General features: G+C 46.5%; 7 protein-coding genes. 5 read left to right on the forward strand and 2 right to left on the reverse strand.

Features of this window, described 5'->3' with window-relative positions; all coding sequences use genetic code 11:
• The first annotated feature begins 83 nt into the window (after window positions 1–83).
• Both KCTCHS21_RS10240 and KCTCHS21_RS10245 read left to right on the forward strand, forming a co-directional pair.
• Complete coding sequence (locus KCTCHS21_RS10240) at window positions 84–1,814, forward strand: sensor histidine kinase (protein WP_162309303.1); 1,731 nt, start codon at window positions 84–86, stop codon at window positions 1,812–1,814.
• Entirely contained in the window at window positions 1,789–3,405 is a 1,617-nt protein-coding gene (locus tag KCTCHS21_RS10245) for a response regulator transcription factor (protein ID WP_130607387.1), read from the forward strand. The genes KCTCHS21_RS10240 and KCTCHS21_RS10245 overlap by 26 nt, the downstream gene beginning before the upstream one ends.
• A gap of 76 nt (window positions 3,406–3,481) precedes the next feature.
• Here KCTCHS21_RS10245 and KCTCHS21_RS10250 read toward each other — a convergent pair whose 3' ends face one another.
• Complete coding sequence (locus KCTCHS21_RS10250; RefSeq protein ID WP_162309304.1) at window positions 3,482–7,342, reverse strand: glycoside hydrolase family 9 protein; 3,861 nt, start codon at window positions 7,340–7,342, stop codon at window positions 3,482–3,484.
• Between the two features lie 209 nt (window positions 7,343–7,551).
• Window positions 7,552–8,553, reverse strand: coding sequence for an AraC family transcriptional regulator (locus KCTCHS21_RS10255; RefSeq protein ID WP_232058152.1), 1,002 nt, complete (start codon window positions 8,551–8,553; stop codon window positions 7,552–7,554).
• Window positions 8,554–8,578: 25 nt separating this feature from the next.
• On the opposite strand from KCTCHS21_RS10255, the gene KCTCHS21_RS10260 reads away from it, so the two are divergent.
• The 3 genes from KCTCHS21_RS10260 to KCTCHS21_RS10270 all read left to right on the forward strand — a co-directional run bounded on the left by KCTCHS21_RS10260 (window position 8,579) and on the right by KCTCHS21_RS10270 (window position 17,253).
• Window positions 8,579–11,908, forward strand: a complete 3,330-nt coding sequence (locus KCTCHS21_RS10260) for a DUF5107 domain-containing protein (protein WP_232058153.1) — start codon at window positions 8,579–8,581, stop codon at window positions 11,906–11,908.
• A gap of 27 nt (window positions 11,909–11,935) precedes the next feature.
• A complete protein-coding gene (locus KCTCHS21_RS10265) occupies window positions 11,936–14,053 on the forward strand; it encodes an alpha-galactosidase (protein ID WP_130607391.1) in 2,118 nt (705 codons plus the stop codon).
• Between the two features lie 569 nt (window positions 14,054–14,622).
• Window positions 14,623–17,253, forward strand: a complete 2,631-nt coding sequence (locus tag KCTCHS21_RS10270; RefSeq protein ID WP_130607393.1) for an S-layer homology domain-containing protein — start codon at window positions 14,623–14,625, stop codon at window positions 17,251–17,253.
• The last annotated feature ends 118 nt before the right edge of the window (window positions 17,254–17,371 follow it).

Raw genomic sequence — 17,371 nt, forward strand, 5'->3', positions numbered from 1 at the left:
CATCGCTATTCTCGGAAAAGGAGAGAGCCATTATGCCGTCTGAAAGACTGAGGACAAAATTCTTTAATAAGTTTCTTTTTACAATGAGTATAAGAAGTAGGCTACTACTATATTTCATCTTTCTTATCATGCTGCCAACCTCGATTATTTCGGTGACGATATATAATAAATCGAAGGATATTATTACCCATAAAATCAATTCCTCTCTGGAAGAAAAGTTAAATATTATTGCTTCCAACATTACACAAAAGTTTCAGGCTGTTAATAACACCTCCTCCGAAATTTATATGAATAGTGATCTCATTCATATTCTGTCGTCACAACGCCCAAGCGATACGACGGGAATTATTAGCGAGATGTCGAATATGGACAAGCTGCTTTCGAATTATACTGTGACGAATAATGCGCAAGATTTATTGCTCCCTAGAATCTATCTCTTTAATCGACCTGAATATCTATTGCACAGCTTTACGAATAAGGTGTCCGACCTCAGTCTGATCGAGAAGGAAAAGTGGTATACGCTGCTGCCTAACAGGGCTGAATATACGATTGTGGGATTGGATGAGGTGGTCGTTTCCTCTGTAAAGATCAAAACGATAAAGATCGCGAAACGGTTATTCGGACTTGATGATATGAGCATTAAATTCAGTGGTGTGCTTACCGTAGATATCGGAGCCGAATATTTTAATACCATCCTTGACCAATCCAAACCGACGATTGGTAGCTCAGCTTTCATCATAGACGATAACAAATCGATTATTATTAGCTCCGACGAGACCTTACTAGGAACCGTGTTCGAGCCGAACAAACGTGATAATATCCTATCAGCCTCTGAAAGAATAGAACCGTTAAACTGGACTCTCGTTTCTTTAACCCCTATGAATGAGTTAAATGGTGAATTGATTTCCTTCAATAAGGTCATCTATACTGTCATCATTATTTGTGGGATTGTTGCCTTTTTGATGGCCCTGTTCCTATCGGAAAATATTTCTTATCCGATCCGCAAGCTGGTTAAATCTATGAGAGTTGTACAACGTGGTAATTTTGATATCACCTTGGAATACAAAAGGAATGACGAGTTTGCATATTTATTTCATTCCTACACGAAGATGGTCGGAGATATTAAAGAGCTCATTGATAAGCTCTATGTGAGTGAGGTTATGAAGAAGGAAGCCGAGCTTAAAGCGCTACAGGCTCAGATCAACCCTCATTTCCTCTACAATACGCTAGATTCCGTGAATTGGATGGCATTAGAGCTTAATGCGACACGGATAAGCACCATGGTTACTTCACTGTCCAATTTTTTCAGATATAGCCTGAGTAAGGGAGAAACGATCATTTCTCTACGGGAAGAAAAGCTACAAGTGGAAAGCTATTTAATTATCCAAAAAATTCGTTTTCAGGAGAAAATGGACTACTCGATCGATTTTGCTAGCGACATTCTCGATAATCTGACTGTAAAGCTGATTTTACAGCCAATCGTAGAAAATGCGATTTTGCATGGTATCAATCAGGTGCGAGGCAAAGGAATGATTGTGATAACGGGTTCTAAAAGCGACTCCATTATCGAAATACGAGTCAGCGACAACGGAGCAGGCGCCGATATCGATGAGCTTAACTCTATCGTGGACAATCGCAGCCATTCGGCCTCATTTGCCTTGAAAAACGTCAATGAAAGAATAAAGCATTATTTCGGGAGCGAGTACGGAATTCGCTTCTCTAGCAATGAAGATGCAGGCATTACGGTCATCGTGAGGTTTCCCGCGGTCAAAACAATGGAGGGATTATATGTTAACAATGATCATAGCGGATGATGAATCCATTGTTAGGCAGGGACTAAAAAACATAGTGCGTTGGAATGATCTCGGAATAGAAGTCATCGCTGAAGCCAGGGATGGACAGGAAGCCTATGAGCTATGCCAGCAGCTTCATCCTGACATTCTCTTCACTGATATCCGTATGCCCTTAATGGACGGGCTAGAGGTGGCCATGAAGCTGGAGGAGCAGGGGAGTGATATCCGAGTTGTTCTGATCAGCGGTGCCCAGGATTTCAACTATGCCAAAACCGCGCTTGATATTAAGGCGGAAGGGTACGTGCTAAAACCCGTTATTGTGGACGAGCTTAACGAAGTGATTAGAAAAGTAGTCAACCGGATCAAGCTTGAACGAAAGCAACAGTCTGAGATGACACATCTTAAGCGACAGATTCATGAGCATTTTCCACTTATCCGGAATAATTTTCTGAGAAACTTGGCTAGTGGCGTATATGTTAACGCAACCTCAATTCAAAATAAATTAGATTATTTCCAAATCCCTATTCAGTCCGACGAAAGTCTTCTTGTATCCTCTCTGCAAATTGACGACTACGATAATAGGATCGAGAACCTGTCTGAGGAGGATAAGCAGCTTCTAAGCTTTGGAGTTACTAATATTATTGAAGAGATAGTTACCAACTATAACTCGGGAATAAGCTTCGGTATGAGCGAGAATGAATTTGTCCAGATCTATCATCAAAGCGCACTTTCTAACAGGAAATATACCGAAATATGTGCAGAAATCGCTTTGTGCTTGAAAAACTTCCTGAAAGTATCCGTTTCTATCGGAATTGGAAGGCCGATTGACAAGATATCATTGGTTCATACCTCCTTGGAAGACGCACGGTCCGCTTTGCAGTACAAATTCTATACGGGTCATAACTCTATCTTGGATATTAGCGATATCGATATCTTGAACGATACTCCTAACGAGAGCATCATTTCCTCCGAGCTATACGAGAATGAGAACAGATTAATGGGGTATATCAAGCTCGGGGATGTGGAAGGGGTCACGGAAACGATTAACGGCATATTCGACCATCTCTGTAATGGTAGGTCCATGACCGTGGAATACGTACAGGGAGTATGCTTCGAAATGGCATGTATCGCGTCTAGAACCGTTCAGGATCTCGGGGAAAGTATGGATAGTATCGCGGATGAGCGTTCCGTCGTTCTTGATGCGATCTATAGTAAGGAAACTATTGCGGACCTCAAAAGCTACATGTCGAATCTTTTTATAATCATCGCCGAATATTTCTCGAAAAAGTATAATCAGAAGAGTGCTAAAGTCATCCGAAAGATTAAAGATATTATAGATCAGAAATATAGCGGGGACATTAGCGTCGTCAAAATCTCTCAAGAAATCTATTTAACTCCCAACTATCTCAGCATGATCTTTAAACAGGATACAGGGGAAACGATCTCCGAATATATCACGAAGGTTCGCATGGAGCATGCCAAAAATTTGCTCAAAACGACCGATTTGAAAATTCTTGAAATTGCGGAGAAGGTCGGATACGACGACCCTCATTATTTTAGCAAAGCCTTCAAAAAGTATAGCGGAATTCATCCACAGAAGCATCGGCTATAGTCTGTGACTAAAGAAGAGAAGCTGCCCATAGTTAAGGGACAGCTTCTCTTCGTTGTACGGGTACGCAGATTACTGCTTAGGGAGCAAACTCGATGTAGTCTAGGTTGATATTTCCTGAATTGCCGGAATCGTATTTTATTTCAATCGTATTACTACCGGAATTGAGGACAACTGGTTCGGTAATCGTTGCCCAAGTGTTCCAATTGCTCGAATTAGCAAAGCTTAACACTTTAATCTTGACACCGTTAACGTACAGGGTAGCCGTTTTGGAGCTTCCTGTACCGTTAGCGTACCTAATAAGCAGACTATGAGTACCGGAAGGGGTAGTCACGGTCCATAACGCACTAGCACCGACAGAGCCGAAGTGATCAACGAAGCCCGTGCCTGAATATCCGGTATGATCCGTATTGACCCTGGCTCCTCCTGAAAGTGTAGCAAGCTCGGCCTCATATCTCGCAGAGTTCGTCGTTACATTTAACGCTCTACTGGATGAAGAGATGTTGGGAACGGCATCTCTGGCTTTTACGGTAAAGCTGTAAGCGGTGCTCGGAGCTAATCCGGTGCACGTAAAGGCTGTTACTGTGGAAGTACCACATAAAGTGGTGCCATCCCTGTAAATATCGTAACCCATAACGTCTACGTTATCTACAGAAGCCGCCCACGTTAGGCTTACCGTGGTGTCTGTTTTAGCTACTAGCCTTAAATTCGTGGGCACGGTAGGTGCTTCTGTATCTAAGAACGGGGAATTGAGCTCAATGTAATCCAAGTTGATATTGCCCGAATCGCCTGTATCATATTTAATTCCGATCGTATTTGTACCGTCATTGAGGGTTACTGGTAGCTTTACACTCCCCCAAGTGCTCCAGCCCCCCACATTCGGAAAGCTAATTGTGCTAGTTTTGGTTCCATTCACATAAAGGCTTGCCGTTTTAGGGCCTCCCGCCGAACCGTTCGCATATTTGATCAACAAGTCCTGCTTTCCAGATGAGGCGTTCACGGTCCAAAGGGTATTCGCACCAACTGATGCGTAATGATCGACAAAGCCGGTTCCCGAGTACCCGGTATGGTTCGAATTGACGTTAGCGCCTCCCGAAAGGGTAGCTAATTCGGCTTCATATCGGGACTTAGTAATCGTAGGAGGGCTAACGATTGGTCCGTTCTGAGTACTTGTTTGGACAACATCGGATGTCGAATCGGTTGTCATGAAGTAGTAGCTGTGTTCACCTAGAGGTAGCTTGGTCGTATAGGAATAGTCTTTGCCATCGGTATAGGTCACGTCGGAGGAATCCATTTCCTGCATGTTATGGATGACACCGTCGATAACGACTTGCACGGCGAAAGGTTTTTCGTTGTCCACGTCTTGGTAAGTGCTAGTGAAGACGAAAGGGGTAGCTGGAGTTCCTGTAGTCGCTGATAATGCTGTATTCGTAATGGTCGGAGCTGATCCGCTTGCCTGATTAACGGCAATGATTTCATCAATATAGAACGAGCCGGTTCCGCCATCCGTTTCACTCATCCATAAGACAAGATTTACGTTTTTCTTGTCCAGTAGCGGGAATTTATTCAGATCGAATAAAAGCGTCGTCCACTCATTGGATAAAGTAAGATTGCCTTCGCTAACCCCGTACGCACGCACCCCGTCTTCGATTTCGAATCGGACACGCAAATTGGGAGAGTCCGGATTTTTGACCGTTACCTGCATGTAGCGGTAGCCGGACCAATCCACGATGTCATGCCAGGACTGAATTTTAGCCTGCGATGAAGTTGATGAAGCTGTATGTTTGAAAATTCCAACATCGCGGCCATCTATCTTTTTCCGTTCGAAGGTTGCTACACCGCCATTCTGATTGTACCAATTTACCCAATCTAATTTTTTGGATCCGAACGTTCCCTCTGTATTGAAATTATCGTACAACAATGGCGTAGAAGGGGAAGGAAGGGGCGGAGCTACGGTAAAATGCGTATTAGCGTAGGTATCATAGCCTAAGCTGTCGGTTCCTTTTACCCTTACAAGTTTTTTCGTGAAAGGTTTCTGATAACTCACGTCGATCGTTCCTGTGTAAGTCCCATTATTGGATGTCATATTCAATCCGTTCAGGGTTACGTCAGAAATAGCCGATTCTGGCTCAGCGAATACCTTAACCACTCCTGTTACGTAATCCCCAATTTTCGGGCTTGTGATTTGAAGTTTAGTGGGAGTTGTTCCTCCCGAGGGATTCTCGTTATAGTTGGTAAGCGCAGTAATGGTATAGAGTAATCCGACTTGAATACTGATGCTGTACTCATTATAACGCCATTGTCCCAAATCATCCTGCCATAGAGGACGATCGACATACCAAGGGCTTTCGCTTCGATTGTCCTTTGTATCAGTTATGTTGGGGCCACTGACCATAGCGCCTGGAACGACAATGCCCTGGTTCGTGTTGGAATAGGATTCCTCGTCTAGACGGGTATGCACGAATTTCACCGTGTTCGAGCCGATGCCAGATACCCAGCTCGTATTCCATGGATTATTACCGAAAACCCAGTACATCCCTTTCTTCACTGCTCGTAATACGGAGGGATCACCGAACAATTCATAATATCGCATCAGATCCCCTAAATAGGAAACATGAGGCTCGTTAACACCAAATCCACTGAATTCATTTAACACACCGTAGGGTGTGTCCTCAGAAGAAGACAGGAAATAATCAACACTGGACTTCAACAATTTATGAATATGGGTTTTGGTCGCTGTATCAGCTACGGGGTAGAATTCTACCAGCGCCATCGGCCGCATATCCCAATAGTTCGTTGAGGTGACATCGGTAATCTCTAAGGTATTAATTCGATCTGTTGCACGCTGGTTGTAGGTGCTATCTCCTGTCAGCAAGTAAAGCTCCACCTCCGCCCATAGCAGGGCATTAGAGATTTGGCCTATCGTCTCATAGGAGCCTTGATCTTTATCCTGATTGTTATAAGCATAATCGTATGCCGTAATCGCATGTGATTCAGCGCTGGACACAAAAGCTGGATCCAATCCTGCCTGCTGGAATGCTCTCGCTGTCGCAGCCATCATACCGGCTGCTTTGGCAGAGCCTCCAACGCTTAGCCTACCGAGTTCCCGATCGTCACTATCGCCCGGTATGTTATTTGTGGATTTCTCAGGATGCACAAAGCCGGCGTTGTTGTTAATATTGTAGAACGCCCCGCCCAGTGCATCTACATACTTAATGCCGTATTCCGCGCCCCACCTGGCTTCGTCCAACAAATCTGGAATTCCATTGTTGTCTCTATCGTACTGTACCAACGGGGAAGAGGAGTTTCGTAAGTATGCCAGAGCAATTTCCCCGCCTACCCATTGGTTGCCGCCGTATTGGCCGTAATCACCAGCATCGTACCAGCCTCCGCTTAAATCGTAATGCTGGGTGCCGTCAGAGCTTACTGCATCGTCAAGATGTCCGGCAGAGTGGAACAGCTTTGCTGAAGGTGTTGTATTGGTATAACCTGGTGGCAACACGTCCACGGTAGCAACACCTGCCCGTTGAATCCGATAAAATGCGGTCATTTCGTCCAAATAGTCTGACCACATATTGGTCTGAATCGGAAACGCGAACGAAGTCGATCCGTTCGAGCTTAATTTAAATGCGGTACCTGTTGCTGCTAACGAGCTAAAGTCTGCTTGATAGACAAAGTTGTTCCAAAAAAAACCTTCATACTTCAACGTTCCTGAATAGGCTGTAGTCGTTCCGTTCAAAATCTGGAAAGATAAATCGGTCAGCTTATGATCCGAAACGACAAAACCATTTTTCTGATCTCCGGCTCCATACCCTGCTTGAGAGATGACCGACTGCACACCGACGACGGCGGCTTCCGTCCGCTTGGCTGGGAGATAGCAAATAACAGAAAAGCATAACAGTAGAGCGACACCTAGTTTACTTAATCTCATGATTCTCATTACATTCATCCTCTCTAAAATAGATTAGTTGAGCAAAAACATAACACGAAGTAATGAGTGCGCTTACATACATCACTGTATAGTTCAATCCTCTTGAGGGTAAATGGACTTAACTATACACAAGGGTAAAATACTACACATTTTCTATGTAACGAGTTGAATTCGATTCTAGGTCGTAAGCCTATAGTCCCGCAGGCTGCGGGACTAGCTCACCCCTTTAATTTGCTGCGATAGGCGGAGGGGGAGAGGCCGATGATTTTCTTGAATAGTCGGGAGAAGTAATAAGGGTCCTTAAACCCGAGCGAATGGCAAGTTTCCTTGACGCTAAGATCGGTTAAATCGAGCAGCTGACAGGCACGACGCATCTTCATGCGGTGATAATAATCGATCGGAGCGAATCCGGTGGCGGACTTGAACAACACGTTTAAGTGCTGCTTGGAAATTCGGGCATGATGAGCTAGCTCTTCCAATGTGAGAGTGTGCTCGAGCTTCTCCACCAAGTATTGCATCGCATTCTCGATATGGCGGCGTTTACGTTCTTCATCCTTGCGCGCGGGAATGAGCACAAGCAGACTGAGCATATAGGCTGTCGTCTGCGAAACGTGGACAAGATGGGGGATGGAGTAGGATTTGGCGGTCAAAGTATCGTAGATCTGATGAAACAAATTTATGAATTTCTCCGCGTCGCCGTGCGACAGATTCAAAGGACCGTGATCATTCACAAGCTCTTCTAAGTAATAAACCATCATCTCTCCTTTAAGATGAAACCAGAATATACTCCATGGGTTCACTTCGTCTGCTCCATATGAGTGAGGTGTTTTGGCGGGGATGATTACCAAGTCTCCCTCGAGCAAACTGTATTTAATATCGCCAATGGTTACCCACCCCTCGCCGCCAATGCAATAGATGACAATGGAAGAGTCGCAGCCATCCGGCCTTTCCCGATAATGGTGATTGGCATGGGGAAAGTATCCGATATCGGTAATATAGAGTGGGCGAATTAAGGGATGGGTTAACATCTCGCTCACGAGATAGGGTGGGAGCACGATGATTTTCTCTGAGTCGAAGCCTTCTGCTTTCTTTAGCATTTCGATTACCCCCGATTCGATAATAGCTTGATCGTAAACAAAAAACAGATTATTGTCCATCATATTCAGTGGATCGTGAATTGTCCGATTGGCCGTGTTCGGATAAATTGGTAATAGAGTCATAGCTAAAAAAACAGGAGTGAGTAAATTGTCTACTACCCCAGCGAATTCTCGTGTATGGGAAGAAATCGTCGAGATTCCCACCTATGGTGTCGGCATGCCAGATAAAAATCCAATGTTCCTCGAAAAGCGTGTATACCAAGGGAGCACCGGAAAGGTGTACCCTCATCCGGTAATCGATAAGATAGACGACGAGAAGAAGCCCCAGCCTTATCGGATGGTCATACTCGAGAACGATTATTTGCGTATCGAGATTATGCCAGAGCTTGGAGGACGAATCTACCGGGCAATCGACCGAACGAATCAATACGACTTTGTCTACTATAACCAAGTCATTAAGCCTGCTCTCGTCGGCTTGGCGGGACCCTGGATCTCAGGAGGAATTGAATTTAATTGGCCTCAGCATCATCGTCCAAACACATACGGCCCGGTGGAATATCGCTTAGAGAAGAGAGAAGACGGCAGTGCAACCGTATGGGTAAGTGAAATCGATCGCATGTACGGAACGAAGGTGACGGCAGGATTCACGCTATATCCGGACAAGGCTTATCTAGAGATATCCGCTCAGCTCTACAATCGTACTCCGGAGCCGCAGACCTTCCTATGGTGGGCGAACCCGGCGGTCGCCGTTAACGACCATACGCAATCTGTGTTCCCACCGGACGTGACCGCGGTATTCGACCATGGCAAACGTGACGTTTCGAGATTTCCAATCGCCACGGGGACCTATTACAAGATGGATTATTCCGAGGGTGTCGATATTTCCCGGTACAAGAACATTCCCGTTCCGACCTCTTATATGGCATACAAGTCCGATTATAATTTCGTCGGTGGTTATGATCATGCAGTGAAGGCGGGATTGCTGCACGTCGCGAACCACCATATCTCGCCGGGTAAAAAGCAATGGACTTGGGGGAATGGGGAGTTCGGACAAACGTGGGACAACAACCTGACGGATGAAGACGGACCTTATATTGAGCTCATGACGGGTGTTTATACGGATAACCAACCTGACTTCACATGGCTTCAGCCCTACGAGGAAAAAACTTTTAAGCAATACTTCATGCCATACAAGGATATCGGAGTCGTCAAGAACGCAACGATAGAAGCCGCGGTGAATCTTGAAATCGACGAGCATTCCGGGACGGCCAGTGTTTATGCCTACGCGACTTCCCTCTTCGCGGGAGCGACGGTCGAGCTTACCGGCGCGGGCCGAACATACATGAAGGAGACGGTGACGTTATCTCCTACAGAGACGTTCCATTCCTCGATCAAGCTGGACACAAACGTTCAAGCGCATGAATTGTCAGTAACGATTAGAAATGCGGATAATCGTGTGCTTGTTGCCTATACGCCTAAACAGCCGGAAATTGAGGAAGTCCCCGAGGCGGCCAAGCCGCTCCCGGAGCCATCCGAGCTACGCACGAACGAGCAGCTCTATCTGGCCGGCCTACACCTAGAGCAGTACCGACATGCGACATTCGAGCCCGAAGCGTATTATCTAGAGGGGCTGAAGCGGGATGAGGGGGATATTCGGATCAATGTGGCATACGGAACGTTGCTTCTCCGAAGAGGCCAGTTCTCGGAAAGCGAGAAACATTTTCGTACAGCGGTCAAAAGCGCGACATGGCGCAACCCAAATCCCTATGACGGCGAAGCTTATTATCAGCTAGGAGTTTCGTTGAAAATGCAGGGGCGCTTAGAGGAAGCTTTTGCAGCGTTATATAAATCGGTCTGGTCCGCGGCATGGCAGGACGTTGGATACTTTTCTCTGGCACAGATCGCGACGGAAAAAGGTTCGATAGAAGAAGCTTTGGAATTGGTAGAACGTTCGCTCATTCGCAACTCCCGCAACTATAAGGCACGAGATTTGAAGTCAGCCTTGCTGCGCAAGCTCGGCAGATTGAAGGAGGCAGCTACCTTCAGCATCGAGACCATCCGCTTGGACATTGCCGATTTCGGAGCATACAACGAGCTAAAACTCACCTATGAAGCATCTGGCGATGTGAAACTTGCACAAGAGGCTTACGAGAAGCTTCTCAGCTTGTTACGGAAAGATGCGCATAACCATTTGGCGTTAGCTGCCGATTACACAAGTGCTGGCTTGTTCGCGGAAGCAATCGGTGTACTGAAAATGATCGCTCCCGGCGAAACGGATGCTACTTATCCAATGGTACATTACGCGCTCGGATATTTGTACGCTTTAGCCGGCGATAAAGAAGCCTCTTCAAGACGTCTGCATGCCGGACGCAAGGCCTCTCCGGATTACTGTTTTCCGAATACGCTGTTCGATCTTGCCGTCTTGCAGTTTGCGATCGCGGAGAACGCGAACGATCCGAAAGCCCATTACTATTTGGGTAACCTGCTCTACGATAAGAAAAACGAGAGCGAAGCCATCCGGCATTGGGAAATTTCCAGTTCAATTGAACCGTCGTTCCCGATTGTGAACCGAAATTTGGCATTAGCCTATTACAACAAGCTAGGCGATGCGGGCAAAGCCCGCCAAGCGTTGGAGCAAGCGTTCGCTTGTGATGTAACCGACGCTCGCGTTTTCTATGAGCTTGACCAGCTATATAAGAAAATTGAAATGTCGCCTGAGGAACGATTGGCAAGGCTGGAAGCTCATCTCGAGCTTGTTCGGGCAAGAGACGATCTCTACTTGGAGTATGTAACCTTGCATAACAGGTTGAAACGTCATGAGACGGCAATTAATCTACTAACTTCGCGCAAGTTCCATCCCTGGGAAGGGGGAGAAGGCAAGACGACTGGACAATATGTTCTCGCGCTTGTCGAGCTTGCTAAGTTGAGCTTGTCCGTGCATCGATATGATGAAGCAAAGGATTTGCTATTGAGAGCACTTGTTTATCCGGATAATTTGGGAGAAGGCAAGCTGTCTGGCGCACAGGAGAATAACATTTTCTATTATCTCGGATGCGCGTATGAAGGATTGAATCTCGCGGAGCAAGCGGACAATTCGTTCAGGATAGCGTCCCAAGGGCTTGAGGAACCAACGAGTGCGATGTATTATAACGATCAGCCGCCGGATATGATTTTTTACCAAGGGCTGGCGTGGTTAAAGCTAGAAAATGCCAAAGAAGCGAAGAGACGATTCAACAAGCTAATAGATTACTCTGAGAAACATCTATTTGACGAGGTCAAGATTGATTACTTCGCGGTTTCCCTTCCAGACTTCCTCGTGTTCGAGGACGATCTGAACAAGCGGAACGAAATTCACTGCCGTTATATGAGAGGATTAGGTCTACTAGGTCTTGGTCGTCGGGAAGAGGCTGCGGAGGAGTTGGTCCATGCACTTAGGTTGGATGGCAATCATCTAGGCGCATTTATTCATTTACCTTAAGATAAGCTATTGTAAAGGAGCGTTTGCATGTCAATCCAATATTGGGAACAGCTAAATCTTTTTGAATTACGTACAACATCCTCTTCTTATGTATTCGGAATCAACGCCAAGGGTACGGTTCAGCATCTCTATTGGGGAGGGCATGTAGAAGCTGAGGAGTGCGCCTACTTGTTGAAAGGCAAGCAGCATAGCTCCTTCGATGCAGATATAGATCGGGAGACGGAGGAGTATGGGGGATGGAGCGGCTGCAGCTATGCGGAGCCTGGATTAAAGCTAGCTTACAGTGATGGCGTCCGAGATCTGAGATTACAATACAAAGGCTTTGAAATCATTCAACAGAACGTATTGGTTATTCATCTGGCGGATGAACATTATGGGCTGCGGGTAGAAATTCATTATTGTGTCATTCCCGAGCATGATCTGATCGAACGTCACGTGAAGGTCGTGAACGATGAAGAGCACCCAATCCGGATTGATCAGGTAATGTCCGCCGTGTGGTCCGTGCAAGCACTTCCGGAGTACCGGCTAACGCACGTGACAGGCCGTTGGGCTGGGGAATTTCAATTAAGATCAAATCAGTTGTCCGAGGGGAAAAAGGTTCTTGAATCCAGAAGAGGATTTACGGGTCCGCATGCTAATCCATGGTTTGCTCTGGATAACGGCAAAGCTGACGAAACATCGGGCAAGGTGTGGTTCGGAGCTCTGGCATGGAGCGGCAATTGGAAAATAGTAGCCGAGAAGACGACCTTCGGACATGTGCGTATCGCTGGCGGCATCAACGATTTCGACAGCTCCTTCCAGTTAAAGTCGGGAGAAGCTTATACATCGCCCGTATTTGTTGGAGGCATCAGCTCCGGCGGCTTCGGTGAGATGAGCCGAAAGCTCCATAAGTACCAACAAGATTACGTGCTTCCGACACGCCAGCTTAGGAAAGTTCTCTACAACTCATGGGAAGCGACTGAATTTGCCGTTACGGTACAAGGTCAGATGGAGTTGGCCAAGCAAGCGGCCAAGCTTGGCGTTGAACGCTTCGTTGTGGATGATGGCTGGTTCGGCAAGCGCAATAGCGATCGTGCAGGATTAGGGGATTGGCAGGTTAATCCGGAGAAGTTCCCGAATGGCTTGAATGAGCTTATAGATCGGGTTAAGGGATTGGGTATGGAATTCGGCTTATGGGTAGAGCCCGAATCGGTTAATCCGGACAGTGAGCTCTATAGAAAACATCCGGAGTGGGTTTACCAATTTCCAACCCGTGAAGGCACGCAGCTTCGCAATCAATTGCTGCTGAATTTGGGTTTGCCCGAGGTAAAGGAATTCGTTCTGGATTTTATGACTAAGCTGCTATCTGACTATGATATTAAGTTTATTAAATGGGATATGAACCGAACGATAACAGAGCCTGGAACTGTGTCGTTGCTGCAGCAGCAAGCGGGCGAGTCTATATGGATTAAACACGTCGATCATCTGTATGAGATTTGGGCTGAATTAAGGGCAAGATTCCCGCATGTGGAATTCGAGACGTGCGCTGGCGGTGGGGCTAGAATCGATCTCGGAATATTAAGATATGCCGATCAAGCTTGGATCAGCGATAATACGGATGCGAGAGATCGCTTGACGATTCAGGAAGGGTTCACTTACGCATACAGCCCTGCAGTCATGATGTGCTGGGTTACGGAATCGCCGCATGGGTTCAATGACCGGAGTCTACCGATGTCGTATCGCTTTCACAGCTCGATGATGGGCGGATTAGGCATTGGGGCGAATATTGGCAAATGGTCGAATGAAGAGCTTGAAGAAGCCAAAAGATACGTAGAGCTCTACAAGGAAATCAGGCACATCGTACTGCACGGAAGTCTGTATAGGCTCGAGTCGTTGCAGCGCTCCAACATAGCGGCATATCAATATATAAGCGAGGATCAACAGGAAGCGGTTATCTTTACGTTCCTTCAATCGCAGCATTTCGGTTCGGAGCAGAGAAGCTTGCTCTTGCAAGGGTTGGATCCAGCGGCGTCCTATGAGGTGTCCCGAGTTGGATTGGAGGCGGTTATTCGGCACGGCTCCAATCTGATGAATGTCGGCATTCCGCTCTTACTTAAGGGAGATTATTCGAGCGAGCTTATTCGTTTGAAACGGAAACAAGATTAGGTCGAAAGCGGAAAGTTCCTTAACTGTAAGGCCGGTCAGGCTCGGCTGCTGACCGGTTTTTTGTGCATTGTAAAAAGTTTAAAATCAGTACCCTATTTAAGACACCATACAGTTTATAACCTACCGCGTCCCGCCGTAACCTACCGTATACTGCCACATCCTGCCACATCCTACCGCAATCTACCGCATCCAACCGTAACTAACCGCATCCTACCGCATTCCACCGCATTCCACTACTCCCGCTACAATCCGCATAACGACTACGATCTTGCCTGCGGCAGCGGGTGTCCTAGCTAACAAACCGTATCGTGCTTATTACAGATAAATGGACTACTTATTTGTTCTTACGAACTCCAGTGGCGTTATTGAGGTAAATATAGGAGGAAATGCGCTACTTTACTGGATATAAGATGTGTGAATATAGCCAAAACCATTAAGATTTCATTAAGATTGGGGACTGTTTTATCTATTACAATAAATATTTAAGCCTAGTAGATAACGTTGATCATCTTAGAACTTGCTATCGAAACTGAAGGTGAATTGAATTTACTCGAGAGGATGAATCAAAAGTGGGAAAATGGAAGAGTAAATGGTTTAGCGTATTAATGGCGGCAGTCTTGCTGGTTGGCGTAGTATGGCCGGGGCTGGGTATACATAAGGCGAAGGCCGCTGGGCCAAAGATTATTTATGTGAAAATGGCGACAGATGGCGGTAATGATGTAAACGATGGGATAAGCTGGGCCACGGCTGTCGCGACGTTACAGCTAGCCTTGGATAAGGCAATTGCCGGGGAACAAATATGGATTGCTGCGGGAACGTACTATCCTACTAAAGGAGTAGAGCGTGAGCGCCATTTCGAAATGAAGAACGGCGTTGCCATATACGGCGGATTCGAGGGGAATGAAGATTCAGATTTTTCGCTCGACGATCGCGATTATACCACCAATAAAACGATACTAAGCGGTGATTTTGACGGGAACGACACAAGTAAAGCGTACCATGTGTTTTATCATAATAAATTGGGTTTAGATCGAACTGCAATACTGGACGGCGTGACGATTACCGGTGGGAATGCAGATAATGGGAATGAACAATATTCTGGCGGCGGGATGTTTAACGACAGCAGCAGCCCGACCTTGACGAATGTGACGCTCAGCGGTAATAAGGCTTATAATGGCGGCGGGATGTATAACAATAATAGTAGCCCCACCATAACGAATGTGACGATTAGTGGCAATAAAGCTAATTATGGCGGTGGGATTTATAACTTTGGTAGCAGCCCCACCTTGACGAATGTGACGATTATTGGCAATACAGCTGATTCTGGCGGTGGAATGCAAAATGAATATGTTAGTCGCCCCACCTTGACGAATGTGACGATCAGCGGCAATGCGGCTACTAATAGAGGCGGCGGGGTGTATAACCCTGGTAGTGGCAGCCCAATCTTGATTAATGTGACGATCAGCGGTAATACAGCTGTATCTGGCGGCGGGATGTATAACTTTTTGTACAGTAGCCCCATCTTGACGAATGTGACGATCAGCGGCAATACAGCTGAATTTGGCGGTGGAATCTATAACGGTAATGTTAGCAATCCCAACATACGCAACAGTATTATCTGGGACAATAACAGCGAAAATGGTTACAGCGTGTTTAATAATAATTCCGGTATTATTGTGGGGCCTTCCATTCCAAACATAAATCATAGTCTCATCGAAGGATCAGTAGGCAGTGACAACAGTTGGAACGAAGATTTTGGAGTTGATGGGGGTGGAAATATAGATAAGGACCCTATGTTCCAAGATTCTAAGCGAGAAATTACTGAACCAACAACCGCAGGGAATTACAGATTAAGAACCCATTCACCTGCCATTAACACGGGGGACAAAAGGGTATTTGCTGTTGGACAAAATCCGGATCTATCGGGCATTTCCACCGATCTTGACAGGAAAAAACGCATTGTGGGTGCACAGGTCGATATGGGAGCCTACGAATATCAAACGGTCAAAGATTTGAAGGCATCGCCAGCGACAGTCAACATGAAACTAGAGGCGAACAACGCCCGACAGCTGTTCGTGGAAGCCATCTTGTCGGATGGTACTGAGGATGAAGGTACTGAAGATGATTTAACAAACTCGACAAAAGGAACCACATATTCGAGTGGAGATCCGACAGTTGCAACGGTAACAAAGGATGGGCTGATAGTAGCCAAGAAGGCAGGCACTACAACAATCACGATATCTAATAGCGGCGTAACGACTACCGTCGAAGTTAACGTTACCAGCACAAGCAGCAGCAGTGGCGTCTGGATTCCGTCGGGAGACGCCCATTTACGTGAGCTCATATTACGTGCAGACGGCAAGACAATTCCGTTAACGCCTGTATTTGCCGCGGATACGACCGAATATCGCGTTGAAACAGCAGCGTTGCAGGTGGATCTAACAGGGACGGCCGTACATTCTTCGGCGAACGTTACCATGCAGGGTAAAACGGTTAAAGACGGGATTCGAGTTGACCTGCACGAGGGTAACAACGTTTTTACATTCCTCGTGACGGCTGAGAATGGAGCGACTAAGACGTATACCCTGACGGTTAAAAGGATTAAAGAGGGACAGGAGCCTCCGCACCAGCCCGTATCCTTTACGGATATTAATGGACATTGGGCGGAAGTCATGATTTTGCAAGCGGCGACAAAGGGAATTGCCTCCGGTTATCCGGATGATACGTTCAGACCGAATCATTCGGTGACCCGTGCTGAATTTGTGGTTATGCTAGCCAATACCATGCAGTCGATTCATGGTGGCAATACATCCCCACAGAACAATAAGGATTTGGATGCCAGCCTCGCCTTTACAGATGCAGACAAGATTGGAGCATGGGCGAAGGAAGCGGTGGCGTATGCGGTGGAAGCAGGCATCGTCAATGGCTACAAAGACGGTAGCTTCCGACCGAATGCACGCATCACCCGCGCCGAGATGGCGAAGATGATCGCGCATGCGCTCGGACTTACGCTTGAAGCGAACAAGGCAACCGCGTTCGCCGACGATGCTAACATCCCTGCATGGGCGAAAAGCGCAATCGAAGCGACCCGAAAGCTGGGTATTGTCAGTGGCCGCGGCGGCAACCGCTTCATCCCAATGGGAGAGGCGACACGCGCGGAAGCGGCAGTGCTACTACTAAGGATGCTGGATCACAAATAACACCTGCACAATATTAACACCTGGAATTAAACGCTTATCTCATATGAAGCCTTGCTAAGCAGGGCTTTTTTCTTTTTTGTATTTTCCATAGTCAAATCCATTATCGCCAAAACCATTA

Source organism: Cohnella abietis (assembly GCF_004295585.1).
In the GTDB taxonomy this organism is placed as follows: Bacteria; Bacillota; Bacilli; order Paenibacillales; family Paenibacillaceae; genus Cohnella; species Cohnella abietis.